Here is a 24,777-nt window from a genome sequence, read left to right as displayed (position 1 = left end):
GTCGATCACCACCCGCACGCCGTCGATGGTCAGGCTGGTTTCCGCGATGTTGGTGGCCAGCACCACTTTGCGTGTGCCGCTGGGCGCCGGTTCGATGGCGGCGCGCTGCGCGGCCAGATCCAGTTCGCCATGCAAAGGGCACAACGCGATGTCGCTGCGTTGGCCCAACGCATCGGCCAATTGTTGAGTGACGCGACGGATCTCGGCCTGGCCGGGCAAAAACACCAGCACGCTGCCGGTCTCGTCATGGATAGCGTCCAGCACGGTCTGCACCACTCGCGGCTCGATAAACTCGCCCGGCACAAAAGGCCGTCCCCAGCGCATCGCCACCGGGTACATGCGCCCTTCGCTGCGCAACACCGGGGCATCGTCTAGCAGGCTGGCCAACCGCTCGCCTTCGAGGGTGGCCGACATCAGCAGAATTTTCAGCGGCTGCTCATCGCGAAACAGCTCACGGCCATTGAGGCTCAAGGCCAACGCCAGATCGGCATCCAGACTACGCTCATGGAATTCATCAAAAATCAGCAGCCCGACGCCTTCTAGCGCCGGGTCTTCTTGCAGGCGGCGGGTCAAAATGCCTTCGGTGACCACTTCAATGCGCGTGGTGGGGCCGACTTTGCTGTCCAGACGGATGCGATAACCCACGGTTTCGCCGACTTTCTCACCCAATTCGCTGGCCAATCGCTCGGCGGCAGCCCGCGCTGCCAGGCGTCGCGGCTCCAGCATCACGATGCGCTGACCGGCCAGCCATGGCTCATTCAACAGGGCCAGCGGCACACGGGTGGTTTTACCGGCGCCGGGCGGTGCTTCGAGCACCGCTTCGTGGCGCTCACGCAAGGCTTGACGCAGTGCAGGTAAAACTTCATCAATCGGCAAAGAAATCATGGTGGCTCCAGAACAGAGCGGCGAGTATAACGGCGAACGGTTATGCATTAAGCGTGGTCTTAATTCTTCAGCGTGTTAGAGGTTTTCCTATGCGTACATTTTCCCGCGTCATTGGCGGTGTCGTGGTTGCGACGCTGCTCACTCAACTGACTGCCTGCGGCAGTATTTTCTTTCCCGATCGTCGTGGCCAGATTGATGGCAAGATCGACCCCGTGGTGGTGGTGCTCGATGGCATCGGGCTGTTGTTTTACGTGATTCCGGGCCTGATTGCGTTTGGCGTCGACTTCGCCACCGGCGCTATTTATTTGCCGCCGGGCAAGACCGCGCAAATCGCCCCGGAAAAACTTCAGCAAGCCATTGGTGCTGACGGCAAAGTGGATAACAGCAAACTGCAGGCCATTCTGGAAAGCGAGCTGGGCCGCAGCTTCCCGCTGAACGATCCACGCCTGATCCAGCACAAGGGCAGCACCCAGCAATTAGCGATGTATGGCTTGATCCCCGCAGCCTGATAAAGGAAGGCCAATGACCAGCAGCCCGGAACACGCTCGCCTGTTACGCCTGGCCACCCGCGCCTCGGTGGCGGTGGCCAGTATTTTGATCATCACCAAAGCCATCGCCTGGTGGCTCAGTGGTTCGGTCAGCATGCTCGCCGGGCTGACAGACTCATTGCTCGATGGCGTGACCTCGTTCCTCAACCTGCTGGCGGTGCATTACGCGCTGCGCCCGGCCGATGACGATCACCGCTATGGGCACGGCAAGGCGGAATCTTTGGCGGGCATGGCGCAAGCGCTATTTATTGGCGTAAGTGCGGTGCTGATTGCCTTTCAGGCGTTCGACCGATTGAAACACCCAGAGCCGGTCAACGCGCCGTGGATCAGCATTGCCGTAATTGTGTTCTCGCTGGTGATGACCGTGGGCCTGTTGATCCTGCAACACCGCGTGATCAAGGCCACAGGCTCCAACGCGGTGCGCGCAGATTCGCTGCATTACCGTTCGGACCTGATGCTCAACGGCAGCATTCTGGTTGCGCTGGTCTTCGCCGCCGTGGGCTTCTCGCAGCTGGATGCTTGGTTTGGTCTGGGGATTGCGGTGTACATCCTCTGGAGCGCCTTCCAGATTGCACGCGAGAGTTTTTCGGTACTGATGGACGAAGAGTTACCCACCGACGTCAGCGAAAACATGCTGGCTTTGGCCTGCGCTGTGCCGGGTGTTTTGGGCGCACACGATTTACGCACCCGGATCTCGGGCAACATCTGGTTTGTGCAACTGCACCTTGAACTGCCGGGCCAACTCAGCTTGCTGGACGCTCACACCTTGAGTGACCAAGTGGCGGCAGCCATCGAAAACGCCTACCCACGGGCCGAAGTGCTGGTGCATGCGGACCCGCAGGAGGTCGTCAAACCCAAGGCAGCGCCGTAGTCGCTGCCAAAGGCTGCGAAGGGTTGCTGAGCAACCCGGCAGTTTTAATACGTCACCTGATACCCACGACTATTCAAGCAATTGCCCTCAGCCTGCCGGTAGGTCTGCACCACGGCCGGCGCGGGGGCGTAGGCAATGTGGGCCGGATCGAAATGGCTCTGGTCAACCGCCCAGCGGTAGCAGTCGTAACGGTCCTGATCAATTTGCGCCGGGGTCTGGCCATTGGCCGGATACGCCACCACGTCATAACCGTTACTCACCGGTTGCGGCGCTGGCTGCACAATCGTCGCCGGTGGTTCGACCACGATGTAGTCCTGGGTTGCCGGCTGGTACGCGTAATAAGATCCGGCCGCGAGGAAGAACAGCGAACTGCCTACCCACACCTCACGCGCATAACTGGGGATGATGCTGACGCGAATCCCGTAGGGCGGCTGCACCACGATGTAGCGCGGACCTTCAGGGCGGTACCAGTAGCCCCCTGAAAAGAAGAAGTTCTGCCCGCGATACGGCACTTGGCGATATTGGCCCGGGAACCGGTCAATGGCATAACCGGGACGGTATTGCGGGCCTGGGCCCCAGCCATTGCCATGCCCGTCCGGGCGACCGGCCCAGCGCACATCATTGGGGTGAACATTATTGCCACCGGGCCTGAAGTTTTGACCACCGGCTTGCCAGTTCTGGTTACCGCCACGGTTGGGCATCTGGGTCTGCTGCACAGCATTTGGGCGCGGCTGAATCGGCAGGTTACTCACAGGCGGCCCAGGATGCTGCTGCCCGGGGCGCACCTCAAAATGCTGTTGAGGGCCAGGATTGCCGGGCTGTGGATGAAACTCCGGGCGAGGCTGATTAGCCTGCGGCGGGCGATTTTCAGGGCGTGGCTGATTGCCTTGCTGTGGCCGGTTCTCTGGGCGCTGCGCATTGCCCTGCCAACCCTCCGGTCGGCCCTGGCGCTGCTCACCGCGCGGCTGATTACCTTCTTGCCAATGCTGACCACCGTTAGGCCGTGCTTCTTGAGAGTTTCCATCCCCTCGCTCATCAGCCAGTACTTGGCCGGTGACACTCACACAGAGCAAGCCAACCGTGGCCAAACGCCAGATGCGCGATTTCATGATGTTCCTCACTCGGGTTAGGGGACGCGTAATCATAAGACTGGAAAACCGTAAAGCGGTTCTGCTCAAGGCTAGGGGTTGCGTACTTTATTTTTGGGACGGCTAGCACCTGCCAGGCAGAACGGGCCTCAGTGTCAATCACATGTAAAGCAACTCTCCGTCTTCTTCAAGAATGCTTCCGGGCCTCAGCAATAAAGAACCTCTTCAACGAAATGCAGACTTTAGCCACCGCTAACTGTGGCTGGACAGGGTTTAATTACACAGTTTTAAAACCAGGCTTGCCATTGGCTGCTCGCCATTCCTTAACTTTTTTCATAACGGCCTCAGGTGTTGCATCTTCATTAGAATCAGCATAGTAAATCAAGTCGGATCCATCGGGATGCTCAGTCACTCGCTCAAATTCTAAAACCGCAGCAATTTGCTCCTCCTCGCTCTGATAGCCAGCATCACAGACACTCTTAAGAAACAATAAAAAATCCGTCTCTGTATAATCCTCTAGCCTTTTAACTCCCATTTAACTCTCCATCCATATGTATTTGCGCATGACGCCTAGGCGAAATAATCAGCATATTGTCAAAATCGAATTTTAGCCCATCATTAGAAATATATGTAACGTGACGAATCTCAAACTTAACCTGCCCACCAACTCAATCTCTCTTTCGAACAAAAGGAGCGCGACCGTTTTTCATCTCAGAAAAATTATTATCAATAAAATTCCTAGACAGCTCAGCATCATTAGCCACCGCCGTCCAAAACGCCTCTCTAAACGCCCCGAAGTTCCTGAACTCCCGACCACGAAGCTGGTCGGCAATCTGCAATAGGATCGGGGCCCCTTCGCCTTGCGATGCTGCGCCTAACCAGATCCCCGTTACTATCGGCCCTGCTCACAAGCATCAAATAAGATAGAGACAAACAATTCTCCGTTGGCCACAATACAAGCTAAATTAAAATCTCAGTCACCATTAGCGGTGACTGAGCATGATTTAATTACACAACCTTAAAACCTGGCTTGCCATTAGCTGCTCGCCACTCCTTAACTTCTTTCACAATCCCCTCTGGCGTATCAGCGCGATCGTCTTTTGGATAAAAAATCAAATCCGACCCATCAGGATGCTCCGTTAATCGCTCAAACTCAAGAACCATTTTAATATCTTCTTCCTCAGTACGTTTGCTGCTATCACATAGAGACATCACAAAATCTAAAAATTCTTCTTCCGTGTAATCATTAATTTTTTTCATGATCTTACTCCTCTACCCTGTGTATTTCTTTATGGCGCCTTGGCGTGACTACAGCAATATTATCAACATCATAAACAGCCCCACCCTTCGAAACATAAACCTTGTGATGGAGTTCAAACTTGATAGCAGCTCCCGCTCGATCAGAGGTCTTTACGTATGGAGCTTTTCCATTAACAACTGCTGATAAATTTTGCCTTTTTAATTGCTTTACTAGTTCAGCATCATTAGCCACCGCCTTCCAAAACGCCTCTCGAAACGCCCTGAAGTTCCTAAACTCCCGACCACGAAGCTGGTCGGCAATCTGCGATGGAATCGGGGCCCCTTCGCCTTGCGATGCTGCGCCTAACCAGATCCCCGTGACCGCCTGACCTGCTCCTGTTGCAACCCCCGGATCCTCACGACGGTCCTTGAACATGACATACAGCGCAGGTAAACCAGAATCCGCCGGAAACACGGTAATGAAGTCGTCAAACCCGGCTTCAGCAAGCCCCGGGAAAGTGTCAATTCTTCCTTCAACAGGCGTTACCGTTACACCCGTGTAGACCGGTGGCGCAGTGGGTTCAGCAGGTAAGGTGGTCGAGCTATTGCCTGGGTTGACGATGGGTGTCCATGTCAACGTTCGGGGCGGCACGTCCTCAGTGGTTACGCTGTAAACATTCTGCTCAGCGTTAAAAGTAGCAGCTACTACCTTTACGTTCGACGGTACGACCCTCCCGTCGGCCTTGGCGACGAAAACTTCAGACTGCCCGTCAGCTGCTGTTTTGGAGCTGATGCGTACGGGCAAGTCAACAGAGCCACCCGAGGCGGCAATAGTCCATAAGTTCTGCCCATCGTGCGAAATCAGATCCGATAGCGGCGTACTGAAAGCATAACGTTCAGGCAATTCGCCATTGGCCAGCTTGGACGAGTAGACCAGAGCAGACACACCGACAAAAAACCCCGACACCGTACCCGCCGCCAAGCCAGTTATCGCTGCAATTGAAGAGCGAATAGCCGCTTGCAAAGTCACTGCCGCCGCATCAATAACCGCAGCGGTGCCTGCGGGGGTTAGAAACAGCGAACTTGACGCTGATGCAGGGCCGGGAGCTTTAAACGTATTGGCTACGCGGATAGCCTCTTTAGCACGCGCTTGTTCGTCTGCTACACGCTTGGCCTCTGCCTCGGCTGCGAGGCGGGCCTGTTCGGCAGCTTCAGCAGCAAGCCGTTGCGTTTCCAAGGCCTGCTCAACCTGATTCGCTCGCTCGGCCAGAGCGCCAAGTGCTTTCGCGGTGGCAGTAAGGTGCCTGGCAGACTCAACCTTGAGCAACGCATCGTGGTAGCTCTGCCATTTAGTCCCTATCTCCGTGTGGCCTTGTAAGTAAACCAGCTCGTGGAGCGCTTCCAGTTCAGGTTTGCTTAAGGGGGCTTTTATGTTCGGGTTCTCCACCGGGAAGTGGAATGTAACGCCGCCACTACTAAAAGAAGGGGGCGCGTAAGCAGGGTTAACCGCAGCCAATTTAGACGCGGCCATATGTTCCAATGTCGACCGGTAATGACCCAAGGCTTGAGCGGGCGACATGCCGTCCATCACGCCCGCTGCCGCAATAAACTCGGAATAGAGGTTTTCCGGCAATTGCTGGGCGTGGATATCTCGTTCCTGAGTAATGATTTCTAATTGCTGAGACGGTGCGAGTTTGGTCTCAGCAGTTTGAGCCTGCTCTATTTTTTGCGCCTGCTCTGCAAGTTTCCCTGCAAGGTCCGCTGTTGAAAGCGACAGCACTTTAAGCTCCATGGCCGACTTATAGACCGTGTCAAACAGTGCGTATAAGTCCATCAAACTTTCGGGGGTGGTGTTTCCCGAATTCAGAAGCTCGCTCATTTTCTGACGCGGTAGCACTTCCATCAAAAAATAAGGGCTCAAGCTATAGAGCCCATAGATAGCAGGCGCAATAGTGGCGTAACGAGATATTTTTGAAGCGATCAGGTCTAATGTGGCCTTTTGTTCACGTACAAGAGCCTCAGCAGGCGTCAAAACTTGATTCTCTTTAGCCGCCTGTTTTGCTGCCTCCCATTCTCGTTGGGTATCTGCTAATAAAAGGTTGAGTCGTGCACTGTATTCGTGATCAATCGCTTTTAGGCTGTGGATTTGCTCATTCATGAACTCAGTCATGACGTGCGGTGTGGCTACATTACGAATGCTGCTCTCGCCACCTAACCCTCTGTGCGGGCCATCATTTAGCCCCCAAGCTATTTGGCCACCTCCGATTAGAACTTGAGGCTGATTACTCACCCTGATTGATACGGGTCCTATCGCGTAGGAGCTAGGGCCTAGCACCCTATGTGCGCCTAAATACTTAGTTATTTCATCCTCCATATAAATCCCCTGCTGTCATTCTAACTGTTTAAGGAACCTCCCAAGACACTCGTAAAATAGTAGTACTAATTTAGATAACTTATACGTATCTAACGCATTTTCAGAAATGAACCATGACGTTAAAGGTTTTATACTTAAAAAGAGAAAGACACTTCCGAAAACAGTGAACGAATAGTCCTATGCAACTGCAACAACTTAAACACCACTCAATAACCTTCTAATAAATAAAGCTTTAGAGCTCTTCTAATTAATGACTTTACATTCTTATATGCTCAGTTCAATTGCGCAGAAGGCCTTGGGTCTCCAAGCGCTACGAGCGTTAAAGTGTTATGCACGCCAAGTTGGGCGCGCGCGCAATAAAAAAGGGCGACCCGTCGGTCGCCCTTTGAATTTTTCCGTCCTGGCTCAACACTTGTGGTGTTGGCTCACCTCGCCCCGTCTTCTGGACAGTGCGTAGCCCGGGGGCCGGGGCAACCCTGTTGGGTTGGCGGCCGCGGCAGGCCTGATTCGGCGGCCGCAGTGGACTCTATGTCCGGGCAGTGATTCTGGTAATAAGAATAGGCCTGGGGCGCCGGCAGAGGATTGCGAAGATTGCTGAATAAAATAGCACTTGCGCAATTTTTGCCTTCAGATGGATACTTTGCCGCAATAGTTATTACAAAGGGTGTCTACGTGAGCAAACTGGACCGGTACGACCTAAGCATTTTGGCGGAATTACAGCGTGATGCGCGCATCTCTAACCAGGAATTGGCCGAACGTATCGGGCTGTCGCCTTCGCCTTGCTCACGTCGGGTCAAGCAACTGGAAGACGACGGCTATATCTCGCGTCAGGTCGCGTTGCTGGACCGCAAGCTGCTGGGGTTGAGCCTCACGGCCTACGTGCTGATCGGCATGGACCGCCATACCCCTGAGCGTTTTGAGAACTTTGAAGCGGCGATTCGTACGCTGCCGCAAGTGCTGGAGTGCAGCCTGGTGACGGGCATAGACGCCGATTACCAGTTGAAGGTGGTCGTGCCGGACATGGACCATTATCAAAAGCTGCTGCTGGGCCACTTGACCCGGATTGATGGCGTGACCAGCGTACGTTCCAGTTTTGTGCTGAACCAGGTGCTCAACAGCACTGAGTTGCCGTTGACGCATTTGCGTACGTGATTAACACCCTGTAGTCGCTGCCGAAGGCTGCGATGGGTTGCGTAGCAACCCCGGCTCAGCCCGCCCAAACGAAGGTCCTTCGGCCCTTATCGCAGCCTGCGGCAGCGGCTACAGGTTTGCGAGTGCCCCAACACGCGACCGATTGGAGACCCCAATGGATCCTGCCGTATTTGAAGAATGGATGATGACGATACTGGTCAGCGTGCTGATCCTGTTTATGGGCTTTATCGTCTGGGATCTGGCGAAAAAGTCCAAGGCCGGGCGCTTTGGTTCGATGATTCTGTTTTTTGTGCTCGGGCTTGGGGTCGCCGCGTTTGTGATCAAAAGCGTGGTGATCGGCCTGATCGAGTCGGGCGCGTTATAACCGCGCCGGCACTTCTTTGTAGTGGCCTTGCTCCAGCCCCTCAATCGTCCAGTCGCCGATGCGCACCCGCACCAGACGCAGCGTCGGCAACCCCACCGCCGCCGTCATGCGCCGCACCTGGCGGTTACGCCCCTCGCGAATCACCAGCTCCAGCCACGACGTCGGGACGCTTTTGCGAAACCGCACCGGCGGGTTACGCGGCCACAGTTCAGGTTCTTCCAGCGCTCGCGCTTCGGCGGGCAGGGTTTTGCCGTCATTCAATTGCACACCGTCACGCAGTTGCTGCAACTGCTCTGCTGTCGGCTCGCCCTCCACCTGCACCCAATAGGTTTTTGGCAGTTTGTGCTTGGGATCGGCGATCTTGGCCTGTAGCTGGCCGTCATTGGTCAGCAGCAGCAAGCCTTCGCTGTCACGGTCCAGGCGCCCGGCCGGGTAAATCCCCGGAATCGGGATAAAGTCTTTGAGGGTCGCCCGCCCGCCTTCGTCGCTGAACTGGGTCAGGACGTCGAACGGCTTGTTGAACAGAAACAGTTTGGGCTCAGCTGGCGGTGCCTTGGCCACACGGCGATTGGCAGCAGTGGGGCTGGTGCTTTTAGATGCCGGACGGCGTGGGGCGGGACGAGCAGGACGGGACATGACAAAAAGAACATCTAGCGATCAGGGCTGGTCATGCTAGTGCCCTGATCGCTAAATGACCACTTGAATCAACGGAATGGCGGTTCGTCGAAGCTGCGCAGTTTGCGCGAGTGCAGTGAGTTGAGCTGGCTACGCATGAGGTCGACTGCGGCAATGCCGATCTTGAGATGCTGGCTCACGGCCCGTTCATAGAACGCGTTGGCCGAGCCCGGCAGTTTGATTTCGCTGTGCAGGGGTTTGTCCGAGACGCACAGCAACGTGCCGTACGGTACCCGCAAACGGTAGCCTTGGGCCGCGATGGTGCCGCTTTCCATGTCCACCGCGACCGCACGGGACAGGTTGATCAGCGGACGCTCCTGCGCCCAGCGCAATTCCCAGTTACGGTCGTCGTAGGTCAACACGGTGCCGGTACGCAGGCGTTTTTTCAGCTCATCGCCGCGCTCGCCAGTGACCTGAGCGGCTGCTTCCTGTAACGCCAGTTGCACTTCGGCCAGTGCCGGGATCGGGATGTTGGGCGGTACGACGCGGTCCAGAATCCCGTCGCGGCGCATATAGGCGTGAGCCAGCACGTAGTCGCCGATGGTCTGCGATTGGCGCAGCCCGCCGCAGTGGCCGATCATCAACCAGCAATGCGGGCGCAGCACTGCCAGATGGTCGGTGATGTTTTTCGCGTTGGAAGGGCCAACACCGATGTTCACCAAAGTGATGCCGTGGCCATCGCTGGCCTGCAAGTGATACGCCGGCATTTGATAGCGGTGCCAGACCACACCAGCGGCAATTGCCTGTGCTTCGCCGTAGTCCATGGACTTTTCGATGATCACGTTACCGGGCATGACCATGCGCACAAAGCGCGGGTCATCCCGCAGTTGCTCAAGGCCATGGAGGATGAACTGGTCCACGTAGCGGTGGTAGTTAGTCAGCAGGATCCACGGCTGCACATGGCGCCAGTCACTGCCGGTGTAGTGCACCAGGCGGCGCAGCGAGAAGTCGACACGAGCCGCATCGAACAGCGCCAGAGGCAGCGGATCGGTGTTTTCCCAGTCGTACAGGCCATCGGCGATGCCATCGGTGGCGGCCGACAGGTCGGTACTCGGGAAGACCCGCGCCAGCGCGGCGGCCGTAACGCCGGAGCCCGCGAGTTCGTCGCCCTGCTCAACCACGTACGGGTACGGAATGTCTTGCTGGCTGACACCGACTTCGACCACCACGGTGAAATCACGCATCAACGGCACCAACTGCTCCAGCAGGTAGTGACGGAACGCGGCGGGATGGGTGACGGTGACGCTGTAAGTGCCAGGCAGTTGCACCTTGGCATAAGCACGGGTGGTGGTCGGGACTTCGCCATGGATGCGGTAGGTCAGACGCAGTTCCGGGTAACGAAACAGGGCACGTTCTTCCGGGGTCGGTTCGATCCGGTCTTTCAGGTAGCGCTTGAGTGCCTGGCTTAACGCCGTGGTTGCGCGTTCATGCAGGGCCGCAAGGCGGTCGACAGCCTCGGCAGCGGTTGAAACGACAATAAAAGCTTCGGTCACGATAAGCATCCTGTCTTCTGAACTGGCAGGCCTTTATCTTGCCTGTATCAATCGTTAAAGCATACCGGGCACACCACAAAACCCTGTAGCCGTACGATCGGTGGGAGCGGGCTTGCTCGCGATTGGATTGACTCGGTGCCACAGACAGACCGAGTTGTCTTTATCGCGAGCAAGCCCGCTCCCACAGTGCATGGGTGGGTGAGGGTTAAAGGATGTGCGGGGTTGAGCGTTCGACGATGGCGGAGACGTTCAGGCCGCGTGGCAGGTTGCCGTAGGCGCGACCGCTGCCGTGTAGCCGACTGGCAATAAAGGCGTCGCTGACGTCGCTGTTACCGGCTTCCAAAAGCAGTTTGGCCTGTAGGCCCAAGGCGATGTCTTCGGTCAATTGGCGGGCTCGGTATTGAATGTCATCGGTGTCTTTAAAGGCCTGCTGCAACCGCACAATGTGCTGCGCCAAACGTGCATCGCCATGGCCGTCACCCAGTTCGGCAAACAACGCGTCCAGCACGCCCGGTTCTTTGGACAAGGCGCGCAAAACGTCGAGGCATTGCACATTGCCGGAGCCTTCCCACGTTGAGTTGACCGGCGCCTCGCGGTACAGGCGCGGCAGGATGCTGTCTTCAACATACCCCGCGCCGCCCATGCATTCCGCTGCTTCGTTGATCATGGCCGGGGCGCGCTTGCAGATCCAGTACTTGCCCACTGCCGTCACCAACCGGGAGAAACGTGCCTCGTGGGAGTCATCCAGATGGTCCAGCGCACGGCCCATGCGCAGGCTCAAGGCCAGCGCGGCTTCGCTTTCCAGCGCCAGATCTGCCAGCACGTTTTGCATCAAGGGTTGTTCAGCCAACACCCGGCCGCCCACCAAGCGGTGCGCACAGTGATGGCTGGCCTGGGTCAGCGCCTGCCTCATCAGCGCGCTGGAGCCCACCATGCAATCGAAGCGGGTCATGGCGACCATTTCGATGATCGTAGGCACGCCGCGCCCTTCTTCGCCGATCATCCACGCCAGCGCCCCACGAAACTCGACTTCGCTGGAGGCATTTGAACTGTTGCCCAGTTTGTTTTTCAGGCGCTGGATGTAGAACTCATTGCGGCTGCCATCGGGGCGGTGGCGCGGCAGCAGAAAACAGCTCAGGCCTTTGTCGGTTTGCGCCAAGGTCAAAAAACCATCGCACATGGGCGCCGAGCAAAACCATTTGTGCCCGAGCAGCTCATACGCCTGCCCCGGCCCGGCAGCGCCCACCGGGTAGGCGCGGGTGGTGTTGGCGCGCACATCGGTGCCGCCTTGTTTTTCGGTCATTGCCATGCCCAGGGTGACCCCGGCTTTTTGGCTGATGTCGACGTTACGCGGGTCGTATTCAGTGGCCAGCACTTTGGGCAGCCATACGTGGGCAATGTCCGGTTGCAGGCGCAAAGCCGGAACGCTGGCGAAGGTCATGGTCAGCGGGCAGCCGCTGCCGGCTTCGGCCTGGCTGTGCAGGTAGGTCATGGAGGCCCGGGCCACATGAGCGCCGGGCTGCGGGTCGGTCCAGGGCAAGGACGGCAAGCCGTGCTCAATCGCGGTACGCATCAGTTCGTGGTACGCGGGGTGAAACTCCACCAGATCAATCCGATGACCAAAGCGGTCATGGCTGACGAATACCGGTTTGTGTTCATTGGCCAAAAAGCCCGCTGCCATCAACGGCCCACCGGCCAGCACACCGTATTGGTCAATCCGCTCTTGCGCCCAACACGCACCGAAGTGCTGGCTCCAGTGCTGCAACGGCAGGTCGATACGGTACAGATTGACGCCGTCCAACGACGGCGGCTGATTGGTCACCTGGTGGGTTTCGGCGTATTGATGCAGGTTCATGGTGCGGGCTCCTCGGATCAATCCAATGACCCAGTGAAGCACGCACAGCCACCATCACAAGTGGCATATACGCCTAAGACCCGGCGCTTTTGCCCTCACCGACCACCAACAGGCGCTGCGCAAGGGCTTGCTGCACGTCATCAATACCCAGCGGTTTGATCAAGGCATCGGTGATCGCATCGACCTGCCCACGCGCCGCTTGAGCCTCGGCGGCAGACTCAAACACCGCCAGCACCGGCAGTTGCAAACACACCGCCAGGGTCAGCAGTTGAGCGTCTTTTGACGTGGCGGTAATCCGCGCCAGCGGGCAACCGAGCAACACTGCATCGACGCGCTCGCGGCGCAGCAGGTCGATGGCGGCCTGACCGCTGTCGGCGCAATGCACCCGATAGCCCAATGCGAGCAGCATGCCGTACAGGTCCGGAGCACCGACATCGTGGTCTTCAACCAGCAACACGGCGCACTCCATCGGGCTTTTTTTCAGGTTCAGGGCTGGGCTCTGCTCCGCCGGGGCCAATGCCTCAAACTCCAGCGAAACCTGGAACTGCGAGCCCTGACGCGGCAGCGAATGGTGAGTCAACTGGCCGCCCATCAGCTCTACCAAACGCCGGCAGATAGCCAAACCAATCCCCAGGCCGCCGTAGTTGCGAGTCATGGAACCATCGACCTGGAAGAAGTGCTGGTACAGCTCGGCCCGTTCCTGATGAACAAAGCCGATACCGCTGTCGATCACATTGAACGCCATCGACCAGCACGCCTCGTCGATGGTGTTGCCGGTCACGCGCAAAATAACCCCACCCTCGCAGGTGAACTTGATGGCGTTATCCAGCAAGCATTCGAGGCACTGGCGAATTTTCGCTTCATCCCCGACCCAGTAATCAGGCAAACCGTGGGCAATGTCATACGAAAAAGACAGCCCTTTGCTACGCGCCTGCGGGGCAAATTCAGCACTCAGGCCTTTGAGCAGTTCGCCAAGGCTAAAGGGCTGCAACTCGGCCGTGAGACGACCGGCCTGCAACTCGGTCAGGGACAAAATGCCATTGACCATGCCCATCATCTGCCGCGCCGAGCCTTCGGCGGTCTGGGTGTAGAGTTCGAGTTCAGAGCCCATGTCCAGGGTTTTGATCAACTCCAACGAACCGATAACCCCGTTCATGGGCGTGCGCAGTTCGTGGGTGACCGTGGACAGGAACTCGTCTTTAAGCTGGTTGGTGCGGGCCAGTTGCTGGTTCATGGCCGCCAGTTTTTGCCCGGTTTCTTGCAAGGTGCGCGCATGCAGGTCACGCATGGCGTTGATCCGGTCGGCCAGCGCCAGCGACAGCAGGCAGCCTTCGACCGCCGAGCCGATCTGGCTGGCGTACATGGTCAGGAAGACGTTCGGCAGGTAGCCCAGAACCATCAGCGTGTTGACCAGACCACCGAGCAAAAAAGCCGACCAGGCAATTACAAAGTAGCGCGCCACCCGCAAACCACGGGCCCAGGCCACCACGCCCGCAACAAAGATGACCACGATAAACGCCAGCGCCAGCGCCGTGGCCAGCCGCAGAGCCACGGCATAACTGGTGACCAGCGACAGCAGCATGACCAGCGCACCCATGCCCATCAGCAGGATCAGCGCACGGTCCAGCCAGCGGCTTTGCGAGCCGATCTGCAAAAAGGAGCGCGCAAACTGGCAGCCAAAGAGCGCAGCCGAGCCGATCAAAAACGGCACCGACGCGTTGGCCCACCACGGGTTGTTGGGCCAGAAGTACTGCACCGCCGCGCCGTTGACCGCGAGCTGGTACAGGCCAAACGAGGCCATGTAGACGATGTAATACAGGTAGCTGGTGTCACGCACGCTGATGTAGATGAACAGGTTGTACACCAGCATCCCCAGCAGAACCCCGTAAATCAGGCCCAGCACATAAATGCGCTGGGGCTGTTCTTCGAGGAAGGCCTGCGCAGACCACAAGGTGAGCGGTGCTTGAATCGAGCCTTCGCTGGCCAGACGCAGGTAGACAGTCTGGCTTTGCCCAGGGCTGAAATGGAGTTCGAAGAGGTAGTTGTTTTCTTTGATCTGCCGGCTGCCGAAGGGCAAGGCATCGCCGGTGCGCTCAGCCAGGTAGTAGTTGCCTGCTGCATCGGCCAGGTACAGGTCGATGTTGTCCAGCGGCGGATACGCCAGCTCCATCAACCAGGTGCGGTGTGCTGCTGGGTCTTTGGGCAAGTAGCGCAGATCAATTTTTAGCCAGAAGGCCGAGCGCGAGTACCCTGCATTCAGCGTGTCTTTGGTGTGGAGCTTGAACAGACCCGGGTTGGCGATCACATCGCTCAACGTCGCCTGGCCTCCCACATCTTCGAAGACCTGCATCACTCGACCCAAGGGCAGGCTCTGGGTGGTTTCGTCGAACTCGACTGCGCCGGCCAGCATCGGTAGCCAGCCCAGCATCATAATCAGCAAATAGCGCATACAGCCCCAGCGTGGTCCGCCCGGTTACGTGCAGAATCTCCTGTTCCGTTTGAGACCGCGTCGACCGTCTTACCTGTTAGTAATGTGGGGCTCACTTTAGCATAGCCATCCCGATGGAGCCGCATGGCCATCATACAAATCAGCGGACCAAACAGCCGCAAAAAAGCGTTTGGTGGTAAGCTCGCGCACCATGAATATCTACAGCTCTCGCCCCGTTGTCCTCTGTCTCTCCGGCCATGACCCCAGTGGGGGTGCCGGCTTGCAGGCAGATATCGAAGCCCTGCTGGCTCAAGGTTGTCACGCGGCCCCCGTGGTCACCGCCTTGACTGTGCAGAACACCGTGAATGTCAGCGACTTCCGCGTGCTGGATCGAGAGTGGGTGCTGGCGCAAGCCAACGCCGTGCTCAGCGACTCCACGGTTGCGGCCGTCAAGCTGGGCATGCTCGGCTCACTGGAAATGGTCGACACCGTGGTCGAGCTGCTTCAAGCCCATCCGCATCTGCCGATGGTCTGCGACCCGGTACTGCGCGCGGGCGGCGGCGGTCGACTGGGTAAAGACGAAGTGGGCTACGCCATGCGCGAGCGCTTGCTGCCCTTGGCCGTGATCGCCACGCCCAACCTGCCTGAAGCCCGCATTCTGGCCGAACTGCCTGAGGGCAGCGCCGATGAATGCGCCGAAAAACTCCTGCCTTTCTGCAAACACCTGCTCATCACCGGCGGACACGGCGATGAACACGAAGTCCATAACCGCCTGTACAGCCGCGACGGCAGCCGTCACACCTTCACCTGCTATCGTCTGCCGGGCAGCTATCACGGCTCGGGCTGCACCTTGGCCAGCACTCTGGCCGGGCGTTTGGCCATTGGCGAAAACCTGGTCAGCGCGGTCGAGACGGCGCTCAACTACACGTGGCGCACCCTGCGTGATGCCGAGCAACTGGGCCAGGGCCAATTTGTGCCCCGGCGCTTACCGCTGGACTTCTGTTCGTAACGAATGAGGCTCGACCCATGAAGCTGCGTGGTCTTTACGCAATCACCGATAGCCAACTGCTGGCCGGCAAATGCCTTGAGTATGTCGAGGCGGCGCTGGATGGCGGCCTGACACTGTTGCAGTACCGCGACAAAAGCACCGATGAGGCCCGCCGCTTGCGCGAGGCCGAGGCGTTGAAGCACCTGTGCGATCGTTATAAGGCGCACTTGCTGATCAACGATGACGCCGAACTGGCCGCGCGCCTGGGCGTGGGTGTTCACCTGGGCCAGACCGACGGCCCGCTGACACCTGCACGGGCACTGCTCGGCCCGAAGGCCATTATTGGCTCAACGTGCCACGACCAGATCGATCTGGCCGAGCAGGCAGTGAAGGAAGGCGCCACCTATGTGGCCTTTGGGCGCTTTTTCACCTCCAGCACCAAGCCCGGCGCTGCCCCGGCGGCCCCCGAGGTGATCAATCAGGCGCGCGCCAGGCTTATAAACGTGCCGATCTGTGTGATTGGCGGCATTACCCTGGACAACGCCGCCCCGCTGGTCGAGCGCGGGGCTGATTTGCTGGCCGTGGTGCACGGCCTGTTTGGCGCCGACAGCACGCAGGAAGTGACCCGACGCGCCCGCGCGTTCAACGCCTTGCTGTCTATTTAAATACCGAATTCTGATTCAGAGAGAGCCCACCATGTCTCGTTCCGAAACGCTGTTTGCCAACGCCCAAAAACACATCCCCGGCGGCGTGAACTCGCCTGTTCGTGCCTTCAAGAGCGTGGGCGGCACGCCTTTGTTCTTCAAACACGCCGAAGGTGCCTACGTGACTGACGAAGACGACAAGCGTTATGTCGACTACGTGGGTTCGTGGGGCCCGATGATTTTGGGCCACAGTCACCCGGACGTGCTGGACGCGGTGCGTGCGCAACTGCAACACGGCTTGTCCTACGGCGCCCCGACCGCCATGGAAACCGAGATGGCCGACCTGGTGTGCTCGATTGTGCCGTCCATGGAAATGGTCCGCATGGTGAGTTCCGGCACAGAAGCCACCATGAGCGCCATCCGTCTGGCGCGCGGCTTTACCGGGCGTGACAACATCCTCAAGTTTGAAGGCTGCTACCACGGCCACTCCGACAGCCTGCTGGTAAAAGCCGGCTCCGGCGCGCTGACCCAAGGCGTTCCAAGCTCGGGCGGCGTCCCGGCCGACTTCGCCAAACACACCCTGACCACCACCTTCAACAACATCGACGCCGTTGAGCAGTTGCTGGCAGAAGTAGGCGACACCGTGGCATGCATCATTGTTGAGCCGGTGGCGGGCAACATGAACTGCGTGCCGCCCGCTCCGGGCTTCCTGCAAGGCCTGCGCAGCCTGTGCGACCAGCACGGCATCGTGCTGATTTTTGACGAAGTGATGACCGGTTTCCGTGTAGCCCTGGGCGGCGCCCAGGCCCACTACGGCGTCACACCCGACCTGAGCACCTTCGGCAAAATCATTGGTGGCGGCATGCCGGTAGGCTGCTTTGGCGGCAAGCGCGAGATCATGCAGCACATCGCCCCGCTGGGCCCGGTGTATCAGGCGGGCACGCTGTCCGGTAACCCGTTGGCGATGGCAGCTGGCCTGACCACCCTGCGCCTGATCAGCCGTCCGGGCTTCCATGACGAGCTGACCGACTACACCACGCGCCTGCTTGCAGGCCTGCAAGAACGCGCAGACGCTGCCGGCATTCCTTTTGTGACCACCCAGGCGGGTGCCATGTTTGGCCTGTACTTCAGCGAAGCCGATGACATCGTGACCTTCGACGACGTCATGGCCAGCGATGCCGACCGCTTCAAGCGGTTCTTCCACCTGATGCTGGACGGCGGCGTGTACCTGGCGCCAAGTGCGTTTGAAGCCGGCTTCACTTCGATTGCCCACGGCGACGCCGAACTGAAACTGACTCTGGATGCTGCCGAGCGCGCTTTTGCTGCGTTGAAATAACCCTTTGCCCAAACACCGCGGGATCCGCCTCTCGTAGGAGCTGCCGAAGGCTGCGATCTTTTGATTGTTAAAAGATCGCAGCCTTCGTGCCTCGGCAGCTCCTACAGTGGTTAAAGAGGGGTTTATGTTCTTTTTATGCGCGTGAGGGGCTAATCATTTATGCCACCTGTCCAAAATCGTCTTAAATCAATCGATATGGCGGTCACGCAGCAGAAAAACGAGTAAAGACTTTGTAAGGTGGCCTCCGCTTATTTCATAATGCGCGCCTACTCATCCCTTGGTCGGGTATGCCCGCCTTTCAGAGGTACGTCGATTCCCATGAACCGCACCGGCCGCGCCCTTGCACTGGGCTGCCTGTTGCTCCTTCAACCGTTGCTTGCTCAGGCAGGTGGCAACTCGCTGTTGATTCCAGCGATGGGTCGTTGCACCCTCAATACGCAGCCAGAAGACCTCAAAGAAGCTCTGGCAGCCTGCGTTGAGGCGGCAAAAACCGGGGATGCAGAAGCTCAATACGAGCTGGGTGAGTTCTATTACGACGGTAAAAACACCCCGCAAGACCTCAATCAGGCCCTGAGCTACTTCGAACAAGCGTCGCTGCAAGGTCACGCCATGGCGCAGTTTCAGCTGGGCACCATGTTTTTCAAGGGTGAGGGCGTACCGGCCAATAACATTCAGGCGTACATCGTGCTGAAAATGGCTGCGGTCAACGGCGCCGAAGACGCGCTCGACACCGCCGACCTGGTCGCCGAGCAAATGCCCCGCGAACAACTCGAAACTGCCACCCAGATCCTGGGGCAGATCTTCCGCAAGTACCTGCTTGAGCTGCAATCGGCCGACGGTCGCTCGCCGTTCTCACCGCTGCCTTAAGGTAAAGGTGCCGAACTACTTGTCCGGCATCGGAAACGGAAACGGCATCACGTTGCTCATGCCATTGGCTTCGCTGATTTTCGGCGTTCCCAGACGTTCAACTTCATCGATTCGCACAATCGAGTGCATCGGCACAAAGCTGCGTACCACGCCTTCAAATTGAGCCTTGAGCTTTTCTTCGCTCGGATCAACGACGATTTGCGTGCGCTCCCCGAAGACAAATTCCTCAACTTCCAGAAAGCCCCACAGATCACTTTGATAGATCTGCTTGGCGTACATTTCGAACACCTGGCCCTGATTGAGGAAAATCACCTTGTAGATTGGAGCTTCACGTTTGGTCATGGTGGGCGGGTAGACATCTGAGGATATAAAAGAGGGCGCGAACTATAGCATAGCCGTCAGACGCGCAACGCTAGGAACCCGCGACCATGCCCCCTATAATGCGCGGTTCTTTGAACCACTTGATGAACACCCATGGCCAAGAAGCTTTACATCGAAACCCACGGTTGCCAGATGAATGAGTACGACAGCTCACGCATGGTCGATCTGCTGGGTGAACATCAGGCCCTGGAAGTCACAGCGCGCGCCGAAGACGCTGATGTCATCCTGCTGAATACCTGTTCGATCCGTGAACGCGCCCAAGACCGCGTGTACTCTCAGTTGGGCCGCTGGCGCGAGCTGAAACTGGCCAACCCCGAGATGGTCATTGCCGTCGGCGGCTGCGTTGCCAGCCAGGAAGGCGCCGCCATTCGCGACCGCGCCCCTTACGTAGACGTAGTCTTCGGCCCGCAAACCCTGCACCGCCTGCCCGAGATGATCGACGCTGCGCGCATCACCAAGTTGCCGCAGGTTGACGTGTCGTTCCCCGAGATCGAGAAATTCGACCACCTGCCAGAACCCCGCATCGACGGCCCAAGTGCCTATGTGTCGGTCATGGAAGGTTGCAGCAAGTACTGCACGTTCTGCGTGGTGCCTTACACCCGCGGCGAAGAAGTCAGCCGCCCGTTCGATGACGTGCTCAGCGAAGTGATCCACCTGGCCGAAAACGGCGTGCGTGAAGTGACCTTGCTGGGCCAGAACGTCAACGGCTATCGCGGCCTGACCGAGGACGGTCGCCTGGCGGACCTCGCTGAACTGATTCGCGTAGTGGCGGCCATCGACGGGATCGAGCGCATTCGCTACACCACCTCGCACCCGCTGGAGTTCTCGGACAGCCTGATCCAGGCCCACGCCGACGTGCCGGAGCTGGTAAAACACCTGCACTTGCCGGTGCAATCAGGCTCGGACCGCATTCTGTCAGCGATGAAGCGCAACCACACGGCGCTGGAGTACAAGTCCAAGTTGCGCAAACTGCGCGCGGCGGTGCCGGGCATTTGCATCAGCTCTGACTTTATCGTCGGCTTCCCCGGTGAAACCGAGAAAGACTTCGAGCAAACCATGAAGCTGATCGAGGAGGTCGGTTTCGACTTCTCGTACTCCTTTGTATACAGCCAGCGCCCGGGCACGCCTGCGGCCGACCTGGTTGACGACACGCCAGAAGAGCGCAAAAAAGAGCGCCTCAACGCGCTGCAACACCGCCTGAACCAGCAAGGTTTTGAGATCAGCCGGCAAATGGTCGGTTCCACTCAGCGGATTCTGGTGACCGATTACTCGAAAAAAGACCCTGGCGAACTGCAGGGGCGCACCGAAAACAACCGCATTGTTAACTTCCGCTGCGACAACCCGCAGTTGATCGGACAATTCGCCGACGTGCACATCGATGCCGCCCAGCCGCACTCCCTGCGGGGTTCGCTGCTGAACTAACGCAGGCTTCTGTAGGAGCGAGCTCGTCTCGCGATCTTTTGATCGTCTAAAAGATCGCGAGACGAGCTCGCCCCTGCAGAAGGTTAATCATTTATCACGGCCCTTTCGCGCGTGACCTGCTAGCGTTATCCTTCATCTCACCTCAATTGCCTTAGGGCGGCTAAAAACGACCTTGAACGCACCCATCGAACCACATCGTTTTCTCCTCGAGCCTTTTGAGGCTCGCCGCTTCGCCAATCTGTGCGGACAATTCGACGAGCATTTGCGCTTGATCGAACAACGTCTGGGCATCGAAATCCGCAATCGCGGTAACCAGTTCGAAATGATCGGCGACCCCAAACTGACCGTTTCTGCAGAACACCTGCTGCGCCGTCTGTACCGCGAAACCCAAGCCACTGAGCTTTCGCCGGACCTGGTGCACCTGTTCCTGCAAGAGTCTGCTGCCACCGATGACCTGGCCAATACGCCTGTGGCCGAGGCCAGCGTGTCGCTGCGCACCAAAAAGGGCATGATCCGCCCGCGCGGCACCAACCAGCAGCGCTACGTCAAAGAAATCCTCGGCAACGACATCAACTTCGGCATTGGCCCAGCCGGTACGGGTAAGACCTACCTGGCCGTGGCCTGCGCAGTTGACGCCCTGGAGCGCGAGCAGATCCGCCGCATCCTGCTGGTGCGCCCGGCGGTTGAAGCGGGTGAAAAACTCGGCTTCCTGCCGGGCGACCTGTCGCAAAAAATCGACCCGTACCTGCGCCCGCTGTATGACGCGCTGTACGAGATGCTCGGCTTTGAATACGTGGCCAAGCTGATCGAGCGGCAAATCATTGAAGTGGCACCGCTGGCCTACATGCGCGGTCGCACGCTGAACAACAGCTTCATCATTCTCGACGAAAGCCAGAACACCACCGTCGAGCAGATGAAGATGTTCCTGACCCGTATCGGCTTCGGCTCCACGGCCGTGATTACCGGTGACATCACCCAGATCGACCTGCCAAAAGGCACCAAGTCGGGGCTGACCCACGTGATTGACGTGCTCAAGGACGTGCCGGGCATCAGCTTTACGCACTTTTTGTCCAAAGACGTTGTTCGCCACCCGCTGGTACAACGCATCGTTGAGGCCTACGGGCGCTACGAACAGGAAGCCGCTGACAAGCTGGCCGCCCTGCCTGCCGCCAAGGATTACCGCAACGATGCTTGAGCTTGACCTGCAACTGGCCACCGAAGCCGCTGCGCCCAGCGAAGCCCAGTTCCGCCAATGGTGCGAACTGGCGCTGCGCCAGCGCACCGCCGACTCGGAAATGACCATTCGTCTGGTGGACGAAGCCGAAGGCCGTGAGCTTAATCACACTTGGCGACATAAAGACTACGCGACCAACGTGCTGTCTTTTCCGGCAGAAGTGCCGGACGAATTCCTTGATATCCCGCTTCTGGGTGACCTGGTCATCTGTGTGGCCGTGGTTGAGCGTGAAGCCGCCGAACAAGGCAAGGCACTTGACGTTCACTGGGCTCACTTGGTGATTCACGGCTGCTTGCATCTTCTGGGTTACGACCATATAGAAGACGAAGAAGCCGAAGAGATGGAAGCGCTGGAACGAACGTTGCTTGCAGAACTGGGTCATCCGGATCCGTATGCAGACGACGAAACTGATTAACAAACCACTGAAACGACCAAGGGATACGAGTAAATCGCTATGAGCGAAGACCGATCGAGCAACGGGCAAAAGTCATGGTTGGGTAAGCTGACCCAGGCCTTTGCCCATGAGCCGAAAAACCGCCAGGAGCTGCTGGAGCTGCTGCGCGAAGCACATCAGAACAAACTGTTGGACAGCGAAGCGCTGGCCATCGTTGAAGGCGCCATCCAGGTGGCTGACCTGCAAGTACGGGACATCATGGTCCCGCGTTCGCAGATGATCAGCATCAAGGCGACCCAGACACCCCGCGAATTCCTCCCGGCGATCATCGACGCAGCGCACTCGCGCTACCCCGTGATCGGCGAAAGCCACGATGACGTTCTCGGCGTCCTGCTGGCCAAAGACCTGCTGCCGCTGATCCTTCAAGAGAACGGCGACAAATTCAACATCAAGGATCTGCTCCGTCCAGCGACGTTTGTCCCTGAGTCCAAGCGCCTGAACGTGTTGTTGCGTGAGTTCCGTGCCAACCACAACCACATGGCCATCGTCATTGACGAATACGGCGGCGTGGCCGGCCTGGTGACGATTGAAGACGTTCTGGAACAGATCGTCGGCGACATCGAAGACGAACACGATGTCGAAGAAGACAGCTACATCAAGCCGCTGCCCAGCGGTGACTTCCTGATCAAGGCCCTGACGCCTATCGAGAACTTCAACGAGTTCTTTGACAGCGACTTCTCCGACGATGAGTTCGACACCGTTGGCGGCTTGGTCATGAGTGCGTTCGGGCACTTGCCAAAACGCAACGAAATCACTGAAATCGGCCCATACCGCTTCCGCATCCTCAATGCCGACAGCCGCCGGATTCACCTGATTCGCTTAACGCCTATTGCCCGCTAAACCCTGACGCTAAGGATTGAAATGCGCTGGATAACCGCCCCCGGCTGGCCCGGTAACTTGCTGGCTGTGGTGGCCGGCGCACTGACAACCCTGGCGTTGGCACCTTTCGATATCTGGCCGCTGGCACTGGTTGCCCTGGCCCTGTTCTATCTGGGCTTGCGCGACCTGTCGCCCAAGCAGGCGCTGGGCCGTGGCTGGTGCTTCGGCTTTGGCCTGTTTGGCGCGGGCACCAGCTGGATCTACTACAGCATTCACCATTTCGGCGGGGCGTCGGTGCTACTGGCCGGCTTCCTGATGCTGCTGTTCACCGCCGCCATTGCCTGGTTCTTTGCCCTGCCCGCCTGGCTGTGGGCGCGCTGGATCCGCCGCAATGAAGCGCCGCTGGCCGACACCCTGGCCTTTGCTGCGCTGTGGACGGCCCAAGAGGCTTTTCGCGGCTGGTTCCTCACAGGTTTCCCTTGGCTTTACTCGGGTTACAGCCAGCTCGACGGCCCCTTGGCCGGGCTTGCGCCGCTGGGCGGCATGTGGCTGATTTCGTTCACCCTGGCGCTGACCGCAGCGTTGCTGTGCAACCTGCCCCGCCTGATCAAAGCCAGGCGCAAAGCCTTTATCGGCGCTGCCGTGGTGTTGCTGGTCGGTCCTTGGTGCATCGGCATTGCGCTCAAGCATCACGCCTGGACCAGTCCGTCGGGTAACCCACTGAGCGTGGCAGCGATGCAGGGCAACGTCGCACAAAGCATGAAATGGGACCCGGCCGAGCTTAATGCGCAGTTGGCGCTGTACCGCGACATGACCTTCAGCTCCAAGCGCGTCGACTTGATTGTGTGGCCAGAAACCGCCATTCCGGTGCTCAAAGAGAACGCCGAAGGCTATTTGACGATGATGAGCCGGTTCGCCGCCGAGCGAAATTCCGCGCTGATTACCGGCGTGCCGATCCGTGAAGAAGTGCGCCACGAATCGCGCTTCTTCAACGGCATCACGGCCGTGGGTGAAGGCGATGGCGTGTACCTGAAACAAAAACTCGTACCGTTTGGTGAGTACGTCCCGTTGCAGGACGTACTGCGCGGCCTGATCGCGTTTTTTGACCTGCCGATGTCAGACTTTGCCCGCGGGCCTGCCGACCAACCCATGTTGCAAGCCAAGGGTTACCAGATTGCCCCGCTGATTTGCTACGAGGTGGTGTACCCGGACTTTGTCGCTGGGCTGGCCGCGCAAAGCGATATTTTGCTGACCATCAGCAACGACACCTGGTTCGGCACCTCGATCGGCCCCCTGCAACATTTGCAGATGGCCCAGATGCGCGCCCTTGAAGCGGGCCGCTGGATGATCCGCGCGACCAACAACGGCGTCACCGCGCTGATCAACCCGTTTGGGCAGATCACCACGCAGATCCCGCAGTTCGAGCAAGGGATCCTGTACGGCGACGTGGTGCCCATGCACAACCTGACGCCTTACCTTCAATGGCGCTCGTGGCCGCTGGCAATCCTGTGTGCGTTGCTGATTGGCTGGGCGCTGATCACCAGCCGCATCGCCAAAACGGTGTAAACCCGAAGGCCACCCCCCCTGTAATTACATGGACTCGCCCAAGCCGAGGCGTCTGTGCGCCACGGTGGCATTCTATTAGAAGCCAACGACAGCG

Annotated in this window: 23 protein-coding genes and 1 pseudogene; 13 read left to right on the top strand and 11 right to left on the bottom strand. The window is 58.4% G+C overall.

The features are described 5' to 3' along the window. Positions 1–885 (bottom strand): DEAD/DEAH box helicase (locus tag GHO25_RS21930; protein WP_153392378.1); only part of this gene is annotated, 885 nt, incomplete at its 3' end. Positions 886–974: 89 nt separating this feature from the next. Here GHO25_RS21930 and GHO25_RS21925 point away from each other — a divergent pair. Together GHO25_RS21925 and GHO25_RS21920 are read left to right on the top strand one after the other, a co-directional pair. After that, positions 975–1,394, top strand: a complete 420-nt coding sequence (locus tag GHO25_RS21925; RefSeq protein WP_123752047.1) for a polyribonucleotide nucleotidyltransferase — start codon at positions 975–977, stop codon at positions 1,392–1,394. A 13-nt stretch (positions 1,395–1,407) separates the two neighbouring features. Continuing rightward, the gene (locus tag GHO25_RS21920; protein WP_048390577.1) at positions 1,408–2,304 is read left to right on the top strand and encodes a cation diffusion facilitator family transporter; all 897 of its coding nucleotides are present in this window, start codon (positions 1,408–1,410) and stop codon (positions 2,302–2,304) included. A 44-nt stretch (positions 2,305–2,348) separates the two neighbouring features. Here GHO25_RS21920 and GHO25_RS21915 read toward each other — a convergent pair whose 3' ends face one another. The 5 genes and pseudogenes from GHO25_RS21915 to GHO25_RS21900 form a co-directional block, all read right to left on the bottom strand. Then, the gene (locus GHO25_RS21915) at positions 2,349–3,413 is read right to left on the bottom strand and encodes a DUF6515 family protein (RefSeq protein WP_153392376.1); all 1,065 of its coding nucleotides are present in this window, start codon (positions 3,411–3,413) and stop codon (positions 2,349–2,351) included. Between the two features lie 256 nt (positions 3,414–3,669). Next, positions 3,670–3,927 (bottom strand): bacteriocin immunity protein, encoded by a 258-nt coding sequence (locus GHO25_RS21910; protein ID WP_048367591.1) that lies wholly within the window; start codon positions 3,925–3,927, stop codon positions 3,670–3,672. Next, positions 3,917–4,288, bottom strand: a pseudogene (locus GHO25_RS26970) (hypothetical protein). Before GHO25_RS26970 ends, GHO25_RS21910 begins: the two are co-directional and overlap by 11 nt. Positions 4,289–4,400: 112 nt before the next feature. Further along, positions 4,401–4,652: a bacteriocin immunity protein gene (locus GHO25_RS21905; RefSeq protein ID WP_048367593.1), complete on the bottom strand. Its 252-nt coding sequence runs from the start codon at positions 4,650–4,652 to the stop codon at positions 4,401–4,403. Between the two features lie 4 nt (positions 4,653–4,656). Continuing rightward, positions 4,657–6,789 carry an S-type pyocin domain-containing protein gene (locus GHO25_RS21900; protein ID WP_241486379.1) on the bottom strand — a complete coding sequence of 711 codons (2,133 nt, stop codon included), beginning with the start codon at positions 6,787–6,789 and terminating at the stop codon, positions 4,657–4,659. Positions 6,790–7,677: 888 nt separating this feature from the next. Between GHO25_RS21900 and GHO25_RS21895 the strand changes: the two genes are divergently transcribed. After that, positions 7,678–8,157, top strand: a complete 480-nt coding sequence (locus tag GHO25_RS21895) for an Lrp/AsnC family transcriptional regulator (protein ID WP_048367596.1) — start codon at positions 7,678–7,680, stop codon at positions 8,155–8,157. Positions 8,158–8,311: 154 nt separating this feature from the next. Beyond that, positions 8,312–8,521, top strand: a complete 210-nt coding sequence (locus GHO25_RS21890; RefSeq protein ID WP_048367598.1) for a DUF2788 domain-containing protein — start codon at positions 8,312–8,314, stop codon at positions 8,519–8,521. Here the strand turns inward: GHO25_RS21890 and GHO25_RS21885 are convergent. From GHO25_RS21885 to GHO25_RS21870, 4 genes are all read right to left on the bottom strand, one after another. After that, positions 8,516–9,082 carry a pseudouridine synthase gene (locus tag GHO25_RS21885; RefSeq protein ID WP_162207676.1) on the bottom strand — a complete coding sequence of 189 codons (567 nt, stop codon included), beginning with the start codon at positions 9,080–9,082 and terminating at the stop codon, positions 8,516–8,518. The two genes, GHO25_RS21890 and GHO25_RS21885, sit on opposite strands and share 6 nt — an antisense overlap. Before the next feature lie 143 nt (positions 9,083–9,225). Then, positions 9,226–10,698, bottom strand: coding sequence for an AMP nucleosidase (gene amn, locus GHO25_RS21880; RefSeq protein WP_153330310.1), 1,473 nt, complete (start codon positions 10,696–10,698; stop codon positions 9,226–9,228). 196 nt (positions 10,699–10,894) lie between these two features. Further along, positions 10,895–12,544 (bottom strand): acyl-CoA dehydrogenase family protein, encoded by a 1,650-nt coding sequence (locus GHO25_RS21875; RefSeq protein ID WP_153392371.1) that lies wholly within the window; start codon positions 12,542–12,544, stop codon positions 10,895–10,897. 73 nt (positions 12,545–12,617) lie between these two features. Then, positions 12,618–14,993 carry a hybrid sensor histidine kinase/response regulator gene (locus GHO25_RS21870; RefSeq protein WP_153392369.1) on the bottom strand — a complete coding sequence of 792 codons (2,376 nt, stop codon included), beginning with the start codon at positions 14,991–14,993 and terminating at the stop codon, positions 12,618–12,620. 190 nt (positions 14,994–15,183) lie between these two features. Between GHO25_RS21870 and GHO25_RS21865 the strand changes: the two genes are divergently transcribed. The 4 genes from GHO25_RS21865 (at position 15,184) to GHO25_RS21850 (ending at position 18,807) form a co-directional block, all read left to right on the top strand. Continuing rightward, on the top strand, positions 15,184–15,981 hold the full coding sequence (locus GHO25_RS21865) for a hydroxymethylpyrimidine/phosphomethylpyrimidine kinase (RefSeq protein WP_026014362.1): 798 nt from the start codon (positions 15,184–15,186) through the stop codon (positions 15,979–15,981). Between the two features lie 17 nt (positions 15,982–15,998). Beyond that, positions 15,999–16,625: a thiamine phosphate synthase gene (gene thiE, locus GHO25_RS21860; RefSeq protein WP_153330313.1), complete on the top strand. Its 627-nt coding sequence runs from the start codon at positions 15,999–16,001 to the stop codon at positions 16,623–16,625. A gap of 31 nt (positions 16,626–16,656) precedes the next feature. Beyond that, entirely contained in the window at positions 16,657–17,940 is a 1,284-nt protein-coding gene (gene hemL, locus GHO25_RS21855) for a glutamate-1-semialdehyde 2,1-aminomutase (RefSeq protein WP_153392367.1), read from the top strand. 318 nt (positions 17,941–18,258) lie between these two features. Continuing rightward, positions 18,259–18,807 (top strand): tetratricopeptide repeat protein, encoded by a 549-nt coding sequence (locus GHO25_RS21850; RefSeq protein WP_153392364.1) that lies wholly within the window; start codon positions 18,259–18,261, stop codon positions 18,805–18,807. Positions 18,808–18,822: 15 nt separating this feature from the next. Here the strand turns inward: GHO25_RS21850 and GHO25_RS21845 are convergent, their stop codons facing one another. Further along, positions 18,823–19,149 carry a DUF1820 family protein gene (locus GHO25_RS21845; protein WP_048367613.1) on the bottom strand — a complete coding sequence of 109 codons (327 nt, stop codon included), beginning with the start codon at positions 19,147–19,149 and terminating at the stop codon, positions 18,823–18,825. 132 nt (positions 19,150–19,281) lie between these two features. On the opposite strand from GHO25_RS21845, the gene miaB reads away from it, so the two are divergent. The 5 genes from miaB (at position 19,282) to lnt (ending at position 24,683) form a co-directional block, all read left to right on the top strand. Continuing rightward, positions 19,282–20,610: a tRNA (N6-isopentenyl adenosine(37)-C2)-methylthiotransferase MiaB gene (gene miaB / locus GHO25_RS21840; RefSeq protein WP_153392362.1), complete on the top strand. Its 1,329-nt coding sequence runs from the start codon at positions 19,282–19,284 to the stop codon at positions 20,608–20,610. A 172-nt stretch (positions 20,611–20,782) separates the two neighbouring features. After that, a complete protein-coding gene (locus GHO25_RS21835) occupies positions 20,783–21,805 on the top strand; it encodes a PhoH family protein (RefSeq protein WP_153392360.1) in 1,023 nt (340 codons plus the stop codon). Further along, complete coding sequence (ybeY, locus tag GHO25_RS21830; protein WP_153392358.1) at positions 21,798–22,259, top strand: rRNA maturation RNase YbeY; 462 nt, start codon at positions 21,798–21,800, stop codon at positions 22,257–22,259. Before GHO25_RS21835 ends, ybeY begins: the two co-directional genes overlap by 8 nt. A gap of 39 nt (positions 22,260–22,298) precedes the next feature. After that, positions 22,299–23,138, top strand: a complete 840-nt coding sequence (locus GHO25_RS21825) for an HlyC/CorC family transporter (RefSeq protein ID WP_048367621.1) — start codon at positions 22,299–22,301, stop codon at positions 23,136–23,138. 21 nt (positions 23,139–23,159) lie between these two features. Then, positions 23,160–24,683, top strand: a complete 1,524-nt coding sequence (gene lnt, locus GHO25_RS21820; RefSeq protein ID WP_153392356.1) for an apolipoprotein N-acyltransferase — start codon at positions 23,160–23,162, stop codon at positions 24,681–24,683. Positions 24,684–24,777: the final 94 nt, after the last annotated feature.

Source organism: Pseudomonas sp. FSL R10-1350, assembly GCF_009600525.1.
Taxonomy (GTDB): domain Bacteria; phylum Pseudomonadota; class Gammaproteobacteria; order Pseudomonadales; family Pseudomonadaceae; genus Aquipseudomonas; species Aquipseudomonas helleri.
Note: the sequence above shows the minus strand (reverse complement) of the source record. Positions and strands in the feature narration are given on the sequence as shown.